The organism is Sphaerotilus sp. (assembly GCF_034519685.1).
GTDB lineage: Bacteria > Pseudomonadota > Gammaproteobacteria > Burkholderiales > Burkholderiaceae_C > Sphaerotilus.
In genome coordinates, this window is sequence record NZ_JAXHOF010000003.1 from 864,505 (window position 1) to 881,827 (window position 17,323).

Annotated in this window: 15 protein-coding genes; 9 read left to right on the forward strand and 6 right to left on the reverse strand. The window is 69.3% G+C overall.

Features of this window, described 5'->3' with window-relative positions; all coding sequences use genetic code 11:
* Nucleotides 1–112: 112 nt before the first annotated feature.
* The gene (locus U5O44_RS07665; RefSeq protein ID WP_322587848.1) at nucleotides 113–319 is read right to left on the reverse strand and encodes a hypothetical protein; all 207 of its coding nucleotides are present in this window, start codon (nucleotides 317–319) and stop codon (nucleotides 113–115) included.
* Nucleotides 320–464: 145 nt separating this feature from the next.
* Between U5O44_RS07665 and U5O44_RS07670 the strand changes: the two genes are divergently transcribed.
* From U5O44_RS07670 to U5O44_RS07690, 5 genes are all read left to right on the forward strand, one after another.
* The gene (locus tag U5O44_RS07670; RefSeq protein WP_416222140.1) at nucleotides 465–593 is read left to right on the forward strand and encodes a hypothetical protein; all 129 of its coding nucleotides are present in this window, start codon (nucleotides 465–467) and stop codon (nucleotides 591–593) included.
* Between the two features lie 67 nt (nucleotides 594–660).
* Nucleotides 661–993, forward strand: a complete 333-nt coding sequence (locus U5O44_RS07675) for a type II toxin-antitoxin system RelE/ParE family toxin (protein WP_322587849.1) — start codon at nucleotides 661–663, stop codon at nucleotides 991–993.
* Nucleotides 990–1,286 (forward strand): helix-turn-helix domain-containing protein, encoded by a 297-nt coding sequence (locus tag U5O44_RS07680; RefSeq protein ID WP_322587850.1) that lies wholly within the window; start codon nucleotides 990–992, stop codon nucleotides 1,284–1,286. Before U5O44_RS07675 ends, U5O44_RS07680 begins: the two co-directional genes overlap by 4 nt.
* Before the next feature lie 121 nt (nucleotides 1,287–1,407).
* Entirely contained in the window at nucleotides 1,408–3,138 is a 1,731-nt protein-coding gene (locus tag U5O44_RS07685) for a hypothetical protein (RefSeq protein ID WP_322587851.1), read from the forward strand.
* A 2-nt stretch (nucleotides 3,139–3,140) separates the two neighbouring features.
* On the forward strand, nucleotides 3,141–4,181 hold the full coding sequence (locus U5O44_RS07690) for a toll/interleukin-1 receptor domain-containing protein (protein ID WP_322587852.1): 1,041 nt from the start codon (nucleotides 3,141–3,143) through the stop codon (nucleotides 4,179–4,181).
* Nucleotides 4,182–4,217: 36 nt separating this feature from the next.
* Here U5O44_RS07690 and U5O44_RS07695 read toward each other — a convergent pair whose 3' ends face one another.
* Together U5O44_RS07695 and U5O44_RS07700 are read right to left on the reverse strand one after the other, a co-directional pair.
* Nucleotides 4,218–4,910 (reverse strand): ABC transporter ATP-binding protein, encoded by a 693-nt coding sequence (locus tag U5O44_RS07695; RefSeq protein ID WP_322587853.1) that lies wholly within the window; start codon nucleotides 4,908–4,910, stop codon nucleotides 4,218–4,220.
* Complete coding sequence (locus tag U5O44_RS07700) at nucleotides 4,903–6,159, reverse strand: lipoprotein-releasing ABC transporter permease subunit (RefSeq protein WP_322587854.1); 1,257 nt, start codon at nucleotides 6,157–6,159, stop codon at nucleotides 4,903–4,905. The genes U5O44_RS07695 and U5O44_RS07700 overlap by 8 nt, the downstream gene beginning before the upstream one ends.
* A gap of 157 nt (nucleotides 6,160–6,316) precedes the next feature.
* Here U5O44_RS07700 and U5O44_RS07705 point away from each other — a divergent pair, with 157 nt between their 5' ends.
* Nucleotides 6,317–7,726 carry a hypothetical protein gene (locus U5O44_RS07705; RefSeq protein ID WP_322587855.1) on the forward strand — a complete coding sequence of 470 codons (1,410 nt, stop codon included), beginning with the start codon at nucleotides 6,317–6,319 and terminating at the stop codon, nucleotides 7,724–7,726.
* A gap of 22 nt (nucleotides 7,727–7,748) precedes the next feature.
* Here the strand turns inward: U5O44_RS07705 and U5O44_RS07710 are convergent, their stop codons facing one another.
* Nucleotides 7,749–8,906: an acyltransferase family protein gene (locus tag U5O44_RS07710; RefSeq protein WP_322587856.1), complete on the reverse strand. Its 1,158-nt coding sequence runs from the start codon at nucleotides 8,904–8,906 to the stop codon at nucleotides 7,749–7,751.
* Nucleotides 8,907–9,083: 177 nt separating this feature from the next.
* Between U5O44_RS07710 and U5O44_RS07715 the strand changes: the two genes are divergently transcribed.
* Together U5O44_RS07715 and recJ are read left to right on the forward strand one after the other, a co-directional pair.
* The gene (locus U5O44_RS07715; protein WP_322587857.1) at nucleotides 9,084–10,082 is read left to right on the forward strand and encodes a hypothetical protein; all 999 of its coding nucleotides are present in this window, start codon (nucleotides 9,084–9,086) and stop codon (nucleotides 10,080–10,082) included.
* 34 nt (nucleotides 10,083–10,116) lie between these two features.
* Complete coding sequence (gene recJ / locus U5O44_RS07720) at nucleotides 10,117–11,841, forward strand: single-stranded-DNA-specific exonuclease RecJ (RefSeq protein WP_322587858.1); 1,725 nt, start codon at nucleotides 10,117–10,119, stop codon at nucleotides 11,839–11,841.
* Here recJ and U5O44_RS07725 read toward each other — a convergent pair.
* Entirely contained in the window at nucleotides 11,814–13,808 is a 1,995-nt protein-coding gene (locus U5O44_RS07725; protein WP_322587859.1) for a methyl-accepting chemotaxis protein, read from the reverse strand. The genes recJ and U5O44_RS07725 overlap by 28 nt on opposite strands.
* Nucleotide 13,809: 1 nt before the next feature.
* Complete coding sequence (locus U5O44_RS07730) at nucleotides 13,810–15,861, reverse strand: methyl-accepting chemotaxis protein (protein WP_322587860.1); 2,052 nt, start codon at nucleotides 15,859–15,861, stop codon at nucleotides 13,810–13,812.
* Nucleotides 15,862–16,140: 279 nt separating this feature from the next.
* Between U5O44_RS07730 and U5O44_RS07735 the strand changes: the two genes are divergently transcribed.
* A complete protein-coding gene (locus U5O44_RS07735) occupies nucleotides 16,141–17,292 on the forward strand; it encodes a methyl-accepting chemotaxis protein (RefSeq protein WP_322587861.1) in 1,152 nt (383 codons plus the stop codon).
* Nucleotides 17,293–17,323: the final 31 nt, after the last annotated feature.

Consider the following 17,323-nt stretch of genomic DNA (forward strand, 5'->3'; position numbering starts at 1 on the left):
GGCCTGTGGCCCAATGCGCATCAATCGCGCCGATTCGAGCCAGGTTCGCGGCGTCAGGCACTCGATTTCGTAGGATTCGCGCGTGATGCGGCGGATGGGCGCCATGGCCCCATCACCTGTCACCAGACCAGTGCGCAAGCCAAACGTGCGTGCGGTCTGTGCCCAGTCGGCTGCCAATGCGGCGGGCAGAGGCCGGTCGTTCGAAGGCAGAACAGCCGCTCCCAGCCGCGCCGGCGGCCAGCACCACACCACCGCTCAGCAGGCGGATGAAGTGGCGGCGCGAGGTCGGAATGGGGGTCGGATGCAGGTTCGTGTTCATGGTTGGCTCCAGCGTGGTTGGCAGATGCATCCCATGATGGGTATGGGGACGGAGCCGATCCAGATGCACCCAGGCATGCCAGCCATGCAAAGGTGCATGACGCTGTTGTCAGGAATGAACGAGTCGGCAGTGGTACGGCCTGAACGTGCCCGCCAGCCTGCCGCAGGCAGCCATCGCCGTCGGCAGCACGCCGACCGACTACACCAAGTTCATCGACGCCGAGCAGAAGCGCTGGAAGCCGGTGATCGCGCGGGCGAAGATCAAGCCGGATTGAGGCGGTGACGCTGCGCAGCGATTGACATGGGTGGCGCGGAATATATCCGGTCGGATATAGTTCACCCATGAAAGTGCTTCGTTTTCTCGGCGATTCGCTCAAATGCGTGCGCGAGTTTCCGATGGGTGCCCGGCAAGATGCTGGTCGGCAACTGGACCTCGTGCAGCGCGGCTCGCAGCCCAACGACTGCAAGCCGATGCCATCGATCGGTCGAGGTGTCGAGGAGATCCGGGTGTGGGATGACCACGGCACTTTCCGGGTCATCTACACGGCCCGGCTGGCGGATGCGGTGTATGTCCTGCACGCCTTCCAGAAGAAGACACAAGCCACTTCGAAACGGGACATCGACACCGCCAAGGCCCGCTACCACCAATTGATGAGAGAGCGAGACGCGACATGAACGACACCACCCAACCCACGGTCGAGAGCTTCACCAGCGTGTGGGACGCCATCGCAGACACGCCGGAGGAGGCGGCCAATCTCCGACTGCGCTCGGAGCTGATGGACAAGATCACCGCACTCATCGACAGCAAAGGCTGGACGCAGGCCGAAGCGGCGGGGCGCTGCGGGGTGACGCAGCCGCGCATCAACGATCTCTTGCGGGGTCGGATATCGCGGTTTTCGCTCGATGCACTGGTGAACATCGCTGCGGCGCTTGGGCAGCGGGTACATGTCGAGCTGGAGGCGCTTTGAGTGGAGGCACCGTGTTCGGTTTCGTGAAAAATCGCACGACTCACGATGCTGACCGGTGATTTTCCACAGGTGATTCCTCTGTGCGCATTTGTTCAAATCGCACTCAGGGAGAGTCACCGCCATGCCAGAACGTCAAGCCGCCACCCGTTGGCCCCAGCGGCCAGTCCACGCCGGGAACCTGTTGAAACCGCTGCCCGCCGCGCTGGCGGCACTGACCCTGCTGCTGGCGCTGCCGGGGGGTGTTTCGTCCGCATGGGCGGCGACGGCGACGGTGGCGACGGCACCCCCGTCGGCCGATCAGGACGCCGCCACCGCCGATCTCGTCCAGCGGCTTGTTCTGGACCGTGCGGCCTCGCTGGCGCGGGTGCAGAAGAAGGCGGACGAGCGCGAGCAGCAACTGCTCGACCAGCTTGAGGGCAAGGACCGCACACTGCGGCGTGCCTTGAAGGAAGCGCAGGAGGGGGGGCGTCAGACGGCACAGTTGCGCGCGGACCTCGCGGGCGTGACGGCCGAACGGGCGCGGCTGGTGGAGGAGCTGACGCGGCGGGACACGGTGTTCAAGGGCGAGCTGGCCGAATACCGCCGACTGGTCGCGGAACTCGCCAACTCGCCCAATCCCGAACGCCGCCAAGCCCTCGAACGCTACGCCGACGGCGACCGTGTCGGCGCTTTCGCGACGCTGAAGGAGCTGACGCGCATCGAGGAAGCGGCGGGGGAGAAAGCCGTCAAGCTGCGCGCCGCCGCCCGCTACCGCGAACAGGCGGCGCTGGCGGCGGACATGAAAGACCGGGGCGATCCGGGGGTGACGACGCTGATCGTGCTGGCCGAGTGGGAAGCGGCGGCCGAGCGCGATGCAGGGGACTTCGCGACATGGGGCTATATCAGCCGACTTCGGCATGAGGCGGGGCAGACCGGACAGGCCATCGACGCCGCCCGCGAACTGCTGCGGGTCGCCGCGACCGACCGGGAACGCTCGGTGGCCTTGAACGAAATGGGGGATCTGCTGCTCCCCGCCGGCGACCTGCCCGGCGCTCGGCGCAGCTTCGAGGAGAGCCTACAGGTGGCCCGGCGACTGGCCGCCGCGAACCCGACCTCGGCCGAAGCGCAGCGCGATGTGTCGGTCAGCCTGGACAGGCTCGGGGATGTGCAGGTGGCGGCAGGCGACCTGCCCGGCGCTCGGCGCAGCTTCGAGGAGAGCCTGCAGGTGGCCCGGCGACTGGCCGCCGCGAACCCGACCTCGGCCCAAGCGCAGCGCGACGTGTCGGTCAGCCGGAACAGGCTCGGGGATGTGCAGGTGGCGGCAGGCGACCTGCCCGGCGCTCGGCGCAGCTTCGAGGAGAGCCTGCAGGTGGCCCGGCGACTGGCCGCCGCGAACCCGACCTCGGCCCAAGCGCAGCGCGATGTGTCGGTCAGCCTGATCAAGCTCGGGGATGTGCAGGTGGCGGCAGGCGACCTGCCCGGCGCTCGGCGCAGCTTCGAGGACAGCCTGCAGGTGGCCCGGCGACTGGCCGCCGCGAACCCGACCTCGGCCCAAGCGCAGCGCGATGTGTCGGTCAGCCTGAGCAAGCTCGGGAATGTGCAGGTGGCGGCCGGCGACCTGCCCGGCGCTCGGCGCAGCTTCGAGGAGAGCCTGCAGATGGACCGGCGACTGGCCGCCGCGAACCCGACATCGGCCGAAGCGCAGCGCGATGTCGTGGTGTCGCTGGTCAGGCTGGCGCGCCTCCCGGATTCCGGTGTGCGTTGGTCGGATGCCTTGCGCGAGATGCAAGCCATGCAGGATCGTGGGGTGCTGGCCCCGAGTGACGAGCATTTCCTGGAGGCGCTTCGGAAGATCGTGGCCGCCGAGAAGTGACGATGGGCGCCGACGTTTTCATCAGCCACAAGTCCGAAGACAAACCCCGCCTGCGCCCGCTGCTCGACGCACTGCGGGCCGAGGGGCTGAGCGTCTGGTGGGACGAGGACACGAGCGGCGGTGCGTCGTGGCGGCAGACGATCGAAAATGAGCTGAAGGCGGCGCGCTGCGTCATCGTCTGCTGGAGCACACTCTCGATCGACTCGGACTATGTATTGGAAGAAGCTGAGGTAGCGAAGAAGCGCGGCGTGCTCCTGCCGGTCGTGATCGACGCTGGCCCCCTGCCATTTGGTTTTGGCCTCCGAGAAACACAAACCCGCGACCTGATCGGCTGGCGCGGTGACACGGGCGACGTTCGCTGGCAGCGGTTGCTGTCGGACGTGCGACGGATCGTCACCGATGGACCACACCGACCCCTCGCCCCACCCCTGCCGCCGCCCGCATGGCACCGCGTCGCGAAGATCGGCGGCGCGCTGGCGCTGCTGGTGATGCTGGGACTCGGGCTGGTGAACAACCTGTTCGGCTGGCCGGCGGCGCTGTGTCGGCAGGGCTGGGCGAAGGCGGTGTGCCGCGAGACGGGGCTGAGCCGCGTGATCTGGCAGGACGACGACGTGGCGTGGCTCGGCGTGATGCGACACCACCAGAAACCCGAGGCGGACGGCGCAGCACTGCGCGACTACCTCGCCCGGTTCCCGGAAGGCATGTTCGCCGACGAAGCCCGCACGCGCCTGGCCGCCTGCACGACACGACCGGTCGAGCACTGGGTGCCACGCGACGAAGTGCTGCCGCTTTACCTGTCGGCCACCGTTCAGGCAGACAACGGCCCGGCGGCAATGGCGCCGCGCGTGCAGGAAGAGGCCGAGCGGCTGTGCGCACCGTTCGCCAAGAGCGGGATACACCGGCTCGAACAGGCCGTGTTCAACGCCGATGCCATCGCCTGCGACCGCAGCCCAGCCGCAAAGTCGTGGCGTTGTCGCTTTGACGCGCCGGTGACGTGCCGGCTGCAGGTGCGGCAGACGGTCGAACGGGAGGTCTGTCCGTGAGCCCCGGAAAGCGCTACGTCAACCCGACCCCACCGATCAGACGATCCGCCCCTTGTCGATCCGCAGAATCCGGTCACACCGCCCCGCCAGCTCCGGGTCATGCGTGACCAGCACGAACGCCGTGCCGCGCTCGCGGGCCAGCGCCAGCATCTGCGCAAAGACACCGCCCGCCGTCTCGCGGTCGAGGTTGCCGGTCGGCTCGTCCGCCAGCACGCAGGCCGGGTCCGTCACCAGCGCCCGCGCGATCGCCACGCGCTGGCGCTCGCCGCCGGAAAGTTCGCCAGGCCGGTGCTCCAGCCGCTCGCCCAGGCCCATCAGCCGCAACTGCTGCGCCGCCCGCTCGCGCGCCTGCGCGATCGGCTGGCGGCGCATCAGGAGCGGCATCGCCACGTTGTCGATCGCCGTGAACTCGGGCAGCAGGTGGTGGAACTGGTAGACGAAGCCGAGGTGCTGGTTGCGCCAGCGGCCTTGTTCGGTGGCGTCCATCGTCGCCAGATCGCGGCCGGCCAGCGTCACGCGACCGGCGTTCGGTGCGTCGAGCCCGCCCAGCAGGTGCAGCAGCGTGCTCTTGCCCGAACCGGATGCACCGATGATCGCCACCGTCTCGCCTTTGTGGATCGCCAGATCGACGCCGTGCAGCACGGTGACATCCAACCCGCGCGGCCCGCCTTCCTGGAAACGCCGCACCAGGCCGGTGGCCTGCAGGATCACAGCCGATGCTTCATTCATAGCGCAGAGCCTCCGCCGGTTTGACGCGGCTGGCGCGCCAGCTCGGATACAGCGTGGCGACGAACGCCAGCACCAGCGAGATCACGCCGATCGGCACGATGTCGCTGGCCTGCGGGTCGCTGGGCATGCGCGAGATCAGGTAGACGCTGCTGGGCAGGAAACTCGCGTTGAACAGGCTCTCCAGCGCCGGCACGATCACCCCGACGTTGAACGCGATCAGCAGCCCCAGCGCCAGCCCGGCCAGCGTGCCCATCACGCCGGACGCCGCGCCCTGCACCATGAAGATGCCCATGATCGAGCGCGGGCTGGCGCCGAGCGTGCGCAGGATGGCGATGTCGGCCTGCTTGTCGGTCACGGTCATCACCAGCGTCGAGACGAGGTTGAACGCCGCCACCGCCACGATCAGCGTCAGGATGATGAACATCATGCGTTTCTCGATCTGCACGGCGTCGTACCAGGCGGCGTTGGTGCGGGTCCAGTCGCGCACCAGCACCTGCGGGCCGAGCGCGGCGGTCAACTCGGCCGACACCTCGCGGGCGCGCTGCTGGTCCTGCAGGCGCAACTGCACGCCCTGCGGACCGCCGGTGCGGAACAGCCGGGCCGCGTCGTCGATGTGCATCAGCGCCAGACCGCTGTCGTATTCATAGTGACCGGCGTTGAACACGCCCACCACCGTCATCTGCTTCAGACGCGGCACGACGCCGGCCGGTGTCGTCTGGCCACTCGGCGTGACCAGCGTGACCGAGTCGCCCTCGACGACGCCCATCGAGCGCGCCAGTTGCGCGCCCAGCACGACGCCCCACGAACCAGGCTGCAGCTTGGTCAGCACGGTGTCCTTGAGCTGCGCGGCCAGCGGCGTCACCGTCGCTTCCTCGGCGGGCGAGATGCCGCGGACCATCACGCCGTGCATGTCTTCGCCCCGGGCCAGCAGCGCCTGCGCAGCGACAAATGGCGCGGCGGCGGCGACCTGCGGGTTCTTCTGCGCCGCCTCGGCCAGCGTCTGCCAGCGGTCGAGGCCATTGCCGGTGGTGTCGAAGATCTCGACGTGGGCGATGACGCTGAGCATGCGGTCGCGGACTTCCTTCTGGAAGCCGTTCATCACGCTGAGCACGATGATCAGCGCCGCCACGCCGAGCGCGATGCCCAGCATGGACACGCCGCTGATGAAGGAGATGAAGCCGTTGCGTCTTCCGGCGCGTCCTGCGCGGGTGTAACGCCAGCCGATGCGTACTTCGTAGGGCCAGTTCATGGGCGCGGATGCTACCCGTTCTGCGATGTTCATCCTCCAAAGGGTGGATGACAGCAAAGGACCGGTCCTCCACATTGGCGGCATGGACACACCTACTTTCACCCCATCCACTTCCTCCTCGACAGCATCTTGGCGCAGGCGGATTTCTGCCTTCAGCATGCTGAGCTTCGTCCTGCTCGGCCTGGCTGGCTGCTCACCTTTGATGCCCACGCGCAAGGCTCACTACACGCAGTCTCCGTCGGAATGCCGCGCCACTTACGAGCGGCATGCGGCTGGCCAGCCCATCGCCGACACGCAAGACGCATGCTGGCAAAGGTCGCTGGAGCAGATGCCACACTACGACCTGGCGTTCACCGAATTCGACGAACAAGGATGGGTCGCTCGGCAAGAGGGAGAAACCACCGATCGATTGACCGAGACGATGTCGGCCTTGCACCGCCTCCAGCAGCAATCGCCAGGACGACGGATCTCGCTTGTCGTGTACGTCCATGGCTGGAAACACAATGCTGCGGCCAATGACAGCAACGTTCGAGAATTTCGCGCACTGCTCCAGTCGCTGGCGATTCAGGAGCGCGAACGGCCGCAGGCAGAGCAATACCGTGTGGTCGGCCTGTACGTGGGCTGGCGTGGCGGATCGATCGACATGCCTGTTTTGCAGGAGCTGTCGTTCTGGGACCGGAAATCCACTGCAAAACGCGTTGCGGGAGGGTCTGTTCAGGAGCTTTTTGCCCGCCTTGATCGCTGGCGTGATGGAGAGAGCAGCAGCAGGCGCCGAAGCACTCCCTCTGGCGTCACCGAAGAGCCGGCCAAGGAGAATCTTGTCCGAATGCTCACCATCGGGCATTCGATGGGGGGCCAGATCCTGATGGAAGGCCTCACGCAGACATTTGTGCATGCCGCGACCCGCCCAGGGGACGCACACCTGTCGCGGTATGGCGATCTGGTGATCGTGGTCAATCCGGCGATTGAAGGCACCCGCTACGAAGCGCTGCACGCCGCCGCGCGCCGCCTCGGCAACACCTACCGATCGGACCAGCTGCCCGTGCTGATCAATGTCACCGGTGAAGCCGACTGGGCCACGGGCAAGGCTTTCCCCGCCGCACGTTTTCTGAACACATTGCTGGAAAGCACGGCCTCGCCGGAGCAGTACAAAGCCAACTTGCTGCCACCCGGCCACGACGCCAGGTACCAGACGCACCGCCTAACAGCCTGCAAAGCAGAAGACCCCGATTGCATTCCGTCGGTTTGCAAAGACGCCTCTTCGCTCGCCCGCAACACCCCATCCTCCACGGACCCGGTGAACATGCCGGAGGACGCACTGCTGAAAGGTGAAACACGGTTGGTCGACTCGAAAACGCTTCCGGGTCGCACCAGCTACGGCAACGACGAGCGCTACTGCACGGGAGCGCATCTGCAAGCCGAATCGAACTGGCAACCGGACTGGAACCCGTTCTGGACTGTCAAAGCCTCCGAAGACGTGATCAACGGACACAACGACATCTACAACCACCACCTGCAGGGCTTCATCCGGGTCATGCACGGACTGGTGAAACGGGCCGTGCACTGACCCCTTGCACGGAGGGTGGGACTCAGTGCCGGTGGGCCAGCCACCGAGCATCGACTTGCTCTTGCGATCCCGTCGGCAGCGGCACTTCACGCTTGCCGACCTCCACCAGGGCGGGCACCTTCACATGCGGTTGCCGGGTCAGCCGCTGGCCCAGCGCCACCATCGGCGCCTCGACCAGGTGGTACGCCGCCACTGCAGCCAGCCCGGACAGCAGCAGATACGCCAGCAGGCCGACCACCAGCGACTGCATCCCCCAGCGGTGGAACAGCAGCCACAGCACCGGCACATGGAGCAGGTACAGCCCGTACGAGTAGCGGGCAATCCACTGCGTCAGGGCGTCCAGGCGGGGCCGGCGGCTGTCCTCGAACACCAGCACCCCCAGCGCCAGCGCCAGCGAAAACACCCAGCCCAGCGGGGCGGAGGGCTTGTCGGCGCGCAGGTGCAGCACGGCATAGCCGGCAAACAGCACCACCAGCAGCACGATCCAGCCAGCACTGGGCCAGCGTGGCCGCCATCCCCGCTGTCGCAGCGCAAAACACAGCACGCCGCACAGGAAACACGGCAGATAGGCCGCCATGTTCAGCCGACCACCGGTGTATTCCCCCAGCACCAGCGCCCCCAGCACCGCCGCCCCCAGCAGGGCACACAGCCAGCGCGGGCCTCGGGCCAGGGAGGCGATCAGGTACAGCCCCGGGAGCACGCCGTACATCTGCACCTCGTATGGCAGGCTCCACAGCGGCCCCAGCACGCTGCGCCCGGTCACCAGGTTCTGCACCAGCCACTGGTTGGCCAGCACCACCTGCGGCGTCAGCGGCGGGTTGTCGCGCCAGGTCATGGCGGGCAGATCGAGCACCACCACCAGCGTGATGCAAACCAGCGCCAGCGGGTAGATGCGCAGGAAGCGCCGCAGATAAAAGCGCAGCACCACCCCGCGCTGCAGCGGCTGGCCGCCGGACAGGCGCTGCAGCGACTCCATCAGCACCAGGCTGGTGTGCACGAAAAAGGCGAGCACGCCCGCCTGCCCGATGTGGGCCGTCGCCAGCATGACACCCTGCGGCACACCGAGACCGCAGTAGCGCCAGGTCGGCACCAGGTGGTCCACCATGACGGCGAGCACGGCCAAGGTGCGCAAGAGATCCAGGTTGGTCTCAGGGCCGCTGGCCTGGACAGGCAAGGACATGGTGGGAACCTTTTTTTCGTGCATGACCGCTGTTCTTCTGTTGTCTTCAATTGAAAAAATCGTACGCAACCCGGCGCATACCCGAAACCAGCGCACCGGGGGGACGCACGCAGAGGCGATCCCGCTTCGCCAACATTTCCCGCGCCGGATCGAGGGGGGTCGGATAATCCGCCCGCCATGCCAGACCACATCCCTGCCCGCCCCCCTTCTCCCCCCGGCCTGCTGATCGCCCATGCCAGCGCCGCCTCGGCCGCCGGGCTGGCCGCGCTGAAGGCGCTGCAACTGCCGCATCTGGATGCGCTGCTCGGTCGCCTGACACCGGCCAGCGGCGCCAGCCCGCGCCCGGACGACGACGAATACACCCTCAGCGCCCCGCACGAGCGCGTGCTCGCCGAAGCGCACGGCTGGCAGGGCAGCGACGGCCGCTGGCCCTGGGCAGCGGCCAGCGCCGCAGAAGACGGCCTGCGCGCCGACAGCGACACCAGCGGCGATCCGTGGGGCCTGATCACGCCCGTCCACTGGCACGTCGGCAGCGACCAGATCGCGCTGGTCGACCCGGCCGCGCTCGCGCTGACCGAGGCGGAGTCGCGCACGCTGTTCGACCTGCTGAAGCCCTCGTTCGACGCAGAAGGCTGGTCGCTGCAGTGGGGCGCGCCGCTGCGCTGGTATGTGCGCCACCCCGCGCTGGCCGAGTTGCCGACCGCCTCGCTCGACCGCGCCATCGGCCGCAACCTCGACCTCTGGCTCAGCGATGCGCCGCAGACGCGCAAGCTGCGCCGGCTGCAGGTCGAGGCGCAGATGCTCTGGCACGAACACGACCTCAACGAGGCGCGGGAGGCCGCCCGACAGCTCACGGTGAACTCGTTCTGGCTCAGCGGCTGTGGTCCGGCGCAGCCGCGCCGTCCTCTAGCGGCCTCGGGCATGGAGGTGGACATGCGCCTGCGCGCGCCGCTGCTCGCCAACGAGTGGGCGGACTGGGTGGCGGCGTGGCACGCGCTGGACGCCGGGCCGATCGCCGCGCTGCTGCGGCGCGCCGAGGCGGGCGAGCCGGTCACGCTGACGCTGTGCGGCGAGCGGGTGGCGCAGACCTGGGCGCCGCGGGCGCAGGGCTGGCTCGGCCGGCTGCTGCGCCGCTCGCGTCCGGCCAGCGCCGTCGCCATCCTGCAAGCCCTCTGACCCGGCCACCACGGCCGCCCCGACCGAACTGACCATGAGCACCCCACAGATCGACATCCGCGACGTGCCGCCGCGCACCGCCTGGGCGCTGGAGCAGGCCGGGGTCCACCCGCTGCTCGCCCGCCTCTATGCCGCCCGCGGCATCCGCAGCGTGGAGGAACTGGACGATGGCCTGACCCGCCTGTTGCCCCCGTCGGCGATGGCCGGCACCGACGCCGCTGCCCGCCTGCTGGCCGACACGCTCGACGCGGGGGGCCACATCGTCGTCGTCGCCGACTACGACTGCGACGGCGCGACCGCCTGCGCCGTCGCGCTGCGCGGGCTGGCGATGCTGGGCGCGCAGCCGGGCACGCTGCACTACGTCGTGCCGGACCGCGCCATCCACGGCTACGGCCTGACGCCCACCATCGTCGACCTGGCGCTGGTGCACCGCCCCGCCCTGCTCGTCACGGTGGACAACGGCATCGCCGGCCATGCTGGCGTGGACCGGGCGCACGCACTCGGCATCCGCGTGCTGGTCACCGACCACCACCTGCCCGCCGTCGATGCCCAAGGCGAGCCGACGCTGCCGGACGCCGACGTGATCGTCAACCCGAACCAGCCGGCCTGCCCCTTCGAGAGCAAGGCGATCGCCGGGGTCGGGGTGATGTTCTATGTGCTGCTGGCGCTGCGGGCGGAGCTGCGCCAGCGCGGGCATTTCGACGCGGCGAACCAGCCACGGCTCGACGCCCTGCTCGATCTGGTCGCGCTCGGCACGGTCGCCGACGTGGTCAAGCTCGACCCCAACAACCGCCGCCTCGTCGCGCAGGGGCTCAAGCGCATCCGCGCCGGGCGCATGCAGGCCGGTGTGGCCGCGCTGTTCGCCGCTGCCGGGCGCGATCCGCAGCGGGCCAGCGCCACCGACTTCGGCTTCTCGCTCGGGCCCCGCCTGAACGCGGCCGGGCGGCTGGCCGACATGACGATCGGCATCACCTGCCTGCTCACCGACGACCCGACGCAGGCCGCCGAACTCGCCCGCCTGCTCGACAGCATCAACCGCGAGCGGCGCGAGGTCGAAGCCGGGATGCGCGAGCAGGCCGAGGTGCTGCTGGAGTCGCTGATGCCCCAGGGTGAGCCGCCCGCCGCTGTGGTGCTGTTCGATCCCGAGTTCCACGAAGGCGTGGTCGGCATCGTCGCTGGGCGGCTGAAGGACCGGCTGCACCGCCCGACCTTCGTGTTCGCGGCGGGTTCAGACGGGCTGCTGAAGGGTTCGGGGCGGTCGATCCCCGGTTTTCACCTGCGCGACGCGCTGGACCTGGTGACCAAGCGGCACCCCGGTCTGCTCAAGCGCTTCGGCGGGCATTCGATGGCGGCGGGCTGCACGGTCGAGGCCGACGATTTCGGCACCTTCGCCGAGGCACTCAGGGCGGTCGCCGAGGAAGGGCTGGACGCCGCGACGCTGGACCACCGGCTGGCCACGGACGGGCCGCTCGACCCGCGCTGGTTCGATGCCACCACGGTCGGGCTGCTCGACCAGCAGGTCTGGGGCCAGGCCTTCGAGGCGCCGCTGTTCGCCGACGAGGTGGAGGTGCTGCGCCAGCGGCTGGTGGGCGAGCGGCACCTGAAGCTCAGCGTGCGGCTGCACGGGCAGGTGCGCGACGCGATCTGGTTCGGGCAGACCGAGCCGGTGGGCGAGCGGGTGCGGCTGGCCTACCGGCTGGCGCTCGACACCTGGCAGGGGCAGATGCGGGTTCAGATGCTGGTGGTCGGCGTCGGCTGAAGCACCGGCCGCAGCTTGATCGACGCCACCGAGGTGCGCAAGGAAGCCGCCTGCGTCGCCAGCGACTCTGCTGCCACCGAGGTCTGCTCGACCATGTCCACGTTCTGCCGCGTGATGACATCCAGGTCATGGACGCTGCTGCTGACCTGCTCCAGGGCCGTGTTCTGCGCCTGACTGGCCATGGTGATGCCGACCAGCCGCGCCGAGATGTCGTCCACGCCGCCCATGACCGAGGTCAGGCGGGCACCAGCGTCCTCGATGGAACGCCGCGAGTGGCCCGTCTGCTCGGTCGTGGACTCGATCAGGACACGCACCTCGCCTGCCGCCTCTCCGCAGCGGTTGGCCAGCTGCCGGATCTCGCCCGCCACGACCGAGAAGCCCTTGCCCGCCTCCCCCGCACGCGCCGCCTCGATCGAGGCGTTGATGGCCAGCAGATTGGTCTGGAAGGCGATGTCGTCGATCACCGCATTGACTTCGGCGACCCGGTTGACGCTCTCCTCCAGCGTGTGCATGGCCTGGATGGAGTCGTGCATGGCTGTGCCACCGAGGGCGGCGTCTTCGCGCAGGTGTGCGGTCAGCCGCTGCAGCGCGTCCGCCGCGACCGTGTTGTTGACGACCGCCTGGCTGAGCATCTCCACCGTCAGCAGGGTGCGCCGCAGGCTGCCGGCCTGGGTGTCGGTGCGCTGCGACAAGGCCTGTCCGTCGCCGGCCACCGCCACCCCCGCCTGGTCCACCCCCACCGCGCTGCTGCGGATCTCGCCGACCAGTGAGGACAGCCGCGCACTCATGCGCTCCAGCGCCGCCCCGACCGCGCCCAGTTCGTCCCGCCCCTCGATCCGCACAGGTCGGGACAGATCGCCCTGGGCCACCGCCACCAGGCTGCCCATCACCTGCCGCAGCGACCACATGAAGCTGGCATAGAAGCTCAGCCCCAGATAGAACACCCCGAGCAGGCCGACGACCACCGCCACGCCCTGCAACCACAGCCGCTGCTGCAGCGCCTCGATGCGCTCGCCTAGCCGGAGGTCGAGCTGGACCCACAGTTCATCGCTGAACCTGGCCAGCGCCTGCAAGGCCTCCTGGCCAGCTGCGTGGTGGGCCGAGGCCTCTCCGCTGATGGCCTCGGCATCGAAGCTGGCGCGGGTCATGCGCATCAGGCGGCCCGTCGCTTCGGAGGCGGGTCGCAGGTTCTCGGAGACCTCCACACCCGCACGGGTCAGCGCCTGCAACTGCAGCACCACGGATTCGGCCGTGCGCTGCGCATCGTCGGCCAGGCCGAGCATGAGCGTGCGCTCGCGGACCGACGCATCGCGCTGCAGCAGCTCTCCCCCCTGCACATCCAGCCGGCCGATCGCGTCCAGCCAGGGCAGCATCCTCTCCACCCCCAGATCCATCAGGAAAAAGGTGTCGGCACGTGGATCGAACAGGAGCTGCGAGCGCTCGCCGATCAGCTTGAGCAGGCGGTGCAGGCGTTCGGCCTGGACACCGTGCGCCGCGGCGGTCTCGGCGCGCCGCTCGGCATGCTGGCCATCCGCCAGCGCCAGCAGCCGGGTGCGTTCGGCGGGCCAGAGGTCTTCCAGGGAAAAGCGCGTCGTCTGGGCCAGGATCTCGTCGGTGCGCTGCACCGACTGGCGCAGCCTGGCGCGCAGCGCGTCGCGCGCGGCCGTCACCGCCAGATTGCCTGCAGCCACCTGGTTGGACAGGCTGCGGTGCGACTGCACCAGCAGGGCCAGCTCTGTCACCTGCCGTGCCAGCACCGCCCCTTCGCGCTCGGATTGCGCCACCCCGATGTCCGCCAGCGCGTCCAGCATGGCCAGCGCCAGCAGCAGGAACAGGGGAATCACCAGCATGGCCCCCAGCAGCCCCATCTTGGCGGGCATGCGCAGGATGCGCATCAGGCGCAGGCCCGGTCGAAGCAGCCGTGACCCGGCTGGATCGGTGGCAAGCGTGTGGTCGAGGTAGGTCATGTCAGCCCCTGGGCGTCATGTGGTCGAGCGACAGGCGCAGGGCATCGCCCTCGTGCTCAAGGGCGTCGCAGGTATCGGCCAGCTGCTGGACGAGCTGGTCCTGCTCGACCGTCGCGGGCACCACGGCACGGAAGATCTCGCGCACCCGCATCGACTGCTGGTGACTCGCACGGGTCAGCTGCAACAGCATGACCGCGTGCAGGTCCAGCGTCTGGCAACTGTCGGCGGTGTGCGCCACGGCACGACTGGCACGGTCGCTCCTCTGCCGGCCGTCGTCGATGTCGGCGACGGACTGGTCGACGAGGCCACGGATGGTGCGGGCCGCGTCTTCGCTGCGCTGTGCCAGTGCCCGCACCTCCTGCGCCACGACCGCAAAACCCCGTCCGGCACTGCCCGCCCGTGCCGCTTCGACCGAGGCGTTCAGCGAGAGCAGCTTGGTCTGGAAGGCCGCCGTCTCCACCAGCCCGATGACACGGGTGATCTCGCGGCTGCGGGCCTGCAGTTGCGCCATGCGCTCTCCCAGGCCCAGCACCGCCTGGTGGCTGCGCCGGGCGTCGACCTGCAGGCTGCGCACCCGCTCGGCCCCCTCGGCGGCCTGCTCGGCACATTGCCCGAGCGCCGTGTCGAAGGCCCGGACCAGCTGCGCCCCCTCCTCGATCTGCTGGCGGCTCTGGCGGCTGCTGTCGCGCAGGGCCGCATGGCGGGACGACAGTGCAGCCGTCTGGTGCGCCATGGCCGACACGCTGCGGTCGAGTGTGGCGAATATCCGGGCCATGCCCGCTGTCGAGCGTCCGACCATGTTCAAGGCCAGACCGATCTCGTCCTGCCCCCAGCCGCGGGGCTGGGTCGACAGGTTGCCGCGGCCAATCTGCTCCAGATGCAGGCACAGCGTGGCCAGCCCGCCCGCCATCACGCGGTGCAGGCACACCATCAGGTACAGCCCGAACACCGTCAGCAGCACCACCAGGCTGACACGCCCGGCCAGATGGACCGCGTACTGCTGCTGGTCGGCCTGCACCCGCGCGCCCATGGCGGTCAGCGCGAGGGCCTGCAGGCGGGCACTCGCCTCCACGGCCTCTGCGGCCTTGCGCGCGTACGTGGTCGCCTCGATCTCGCTGCGCAGGGCCAGCTCGCTGCTCGGCCCACCCTCAGCGACACGCAACAGCCGGTCGGTCGTGCGCAGGAACCCCTGGATTTCCGCCATCCGGTGCTCGGCTTGCTCAGAGTCGACCAGCCTCTGGCGGCGGACCTCGTCGAACATCGGCTGCGCCTGGTCGAGCAGCAGCTCGGACTTGGCCACCAGCCGCTCGATGTCGCGGACCTTGACGTCGTTCGGGATCGCGGCTTCCGTGTACAGCCGCTGCCCAACACGGCCGATGCGGCTCAGGTTGGCCATCAGCAGGAACTGCGGATCCGCCAGGCCCGTGCGCAGCAGGCGAACACCGGCATCGCGGTCCAGCAGGGGCGCATGGGCATTGGACACGGACATGCGCAGCGCCTGCAGATCCTGCCCATAGGCGATCACGGCTTGCCAGCGTGGCGAGGGCATGCCCGGCGCGGCGGCGGACGCATCGTTGTCCAGATGCGCCAGCATGCTGTCGCGGCTGACCGACAGCCGGTGCGCCGAGCGCACGACCGCATCCGGCGCCGTCTCGGACAGCTGCTGCACCAGCCGCTGGTACTGGGTCGCTTCCTGGGCACGCAACAAGGACAGGCGCTCCGCGGGCAGTTGCTGCTCCCGGCGCAGCAGCTGCAGGAACAGCGCGTCCTGGGTGATGTTCAGCTCCGTGAGCGCCTGGTACTGGGCGAAGCTGCCCAGGGCGTCCTGGTGCAGCGTGTGCCGGTCTTGCCACAGCTCCAGGGTGTCGTGCACCAGCATGCCGCCGGGCAGCGACAGCGCCAGCGCCACCAGTGCGGTCTTGTGGGCCATGCGCAGGTTGCGCAGCAGTCCGATGCCCAGTGACCAGATGCCGTGGTGCCCCCACACGGTGCGACGCAGCGCCACGGCCACGGTCTGCCGCGCGGTCCACCACTGCCGGACACCGTGTGACATGGTGTGTTTCAGGCGGTCGACCGGACCTGTCAAGTGTTCTGCGGGCATCCCGTTCCTCTCTCGCTGCGCCCATGGAGGACGGTTGGACGTGTCTTTTCTGCAAAGTCTGGCGGGATGATAGGGAGCGCACCGGCGGTCGACCGCCGAAGAAGGCGCGGCATGACCGCCTTATCCGCGGCTGGACACCGGGCGGAATTCTCCACACTCGACGGCACCACTTCATGGCGTTTGCGCACCACCTGCGCACGCCTCGGACTTCACCCAGTGCCGAGAACCCGCATGCCGCCCCCTTCACCGACGCCCCCGCAGATGGCTCCGACGCTGGACGATCCGGCCGTTGCCGGGCGCCTCCATGGGGGGCTGGCCTTTGCCGCGGCCGCACTCGCCGGCGCCGCCGCGCTGCAGGCCGGCGGCTGGATCGGGCTGATGCCCGTGGTGCTGGCGCTGGGATTGCTGGGCGGCTGGCTCGCGGGCAGGGCCGGCTCCGCGGCGCGGCCCGCCGGTGGCAGACCCAGCCGCCGCAGCGACAAGGCGGCAGCCCGACTCGTGGAGCCGGTGGTGTCGCGCTGGCAGGAACTCTTCGGCAAGGCCATGCGCGACACCCACCAGCATCGGCGGCAGCTGGACACACGCCTGCAGTCCATCGACCACCAGCTGCAATCGACCCTGAACCTGCACGCCACGGCCGCCGCCGCCGCCCCGCTCACCGACGACCTGATGGGCCGCCACCGCAAGGTGCTCGACGCGCTGCTCCACCACAGCCGATCGACCGCCCGGCTGCGCCACGAACTGCTGACGCTGGCACGCTCCACGACCGAGGCCATGGGAGCGTTGCGCCTGCTCGCCCGCGAGGTGCAGACCATCAGCCGCGCCACCCACCTGCTGGCCCTGAATGCGTCCGTCGAAGCGACCAGGGCCGGCGAGCGGGGCGGCGGCTTTGCCGTGGTCGCGCAGGAGGTGCGCCACCTGGCGGCCCAGTCGCGGCAGGCCGGGCTGCGCATCACCCGCCAGATCGACCAGATGCAGGCCCCACTGGACGCCATGCTGCAGCACACCGGACGCGACGACGTCGACCCCGAGGCCAGCGAACACGATGTCGGCGCCCTGGCCGAGGAGCACGCCCGGCGGGTCGTGCATGCGGTGGCGGCGGAGATGGGCGATGTGCGGCAGGGTGCGCGTGCGCTCTACGCGCAGTGCCAGCAGCTCCAGGACGAGCTGCAGACACTCCACGCCGATCTGCAAGGCGCGGACCGCACGGCACCCGCCGCACAAGCCCTGCAACTGGACATGCAGCGCCTGCGCCACTGGCTGCTGGGCGCCGAAGACCCGGCAGCGGACCAGGCCACGGACTGGCTGCTGCGCCTGCACGGCGACATCGACGCAGCGCAGCGCGAACGCCCGTCCCGGCCGCCGTCCCAGACCCAGACCTAGACCCAGCCCCTGCACTCCGACCCCGGTCCCC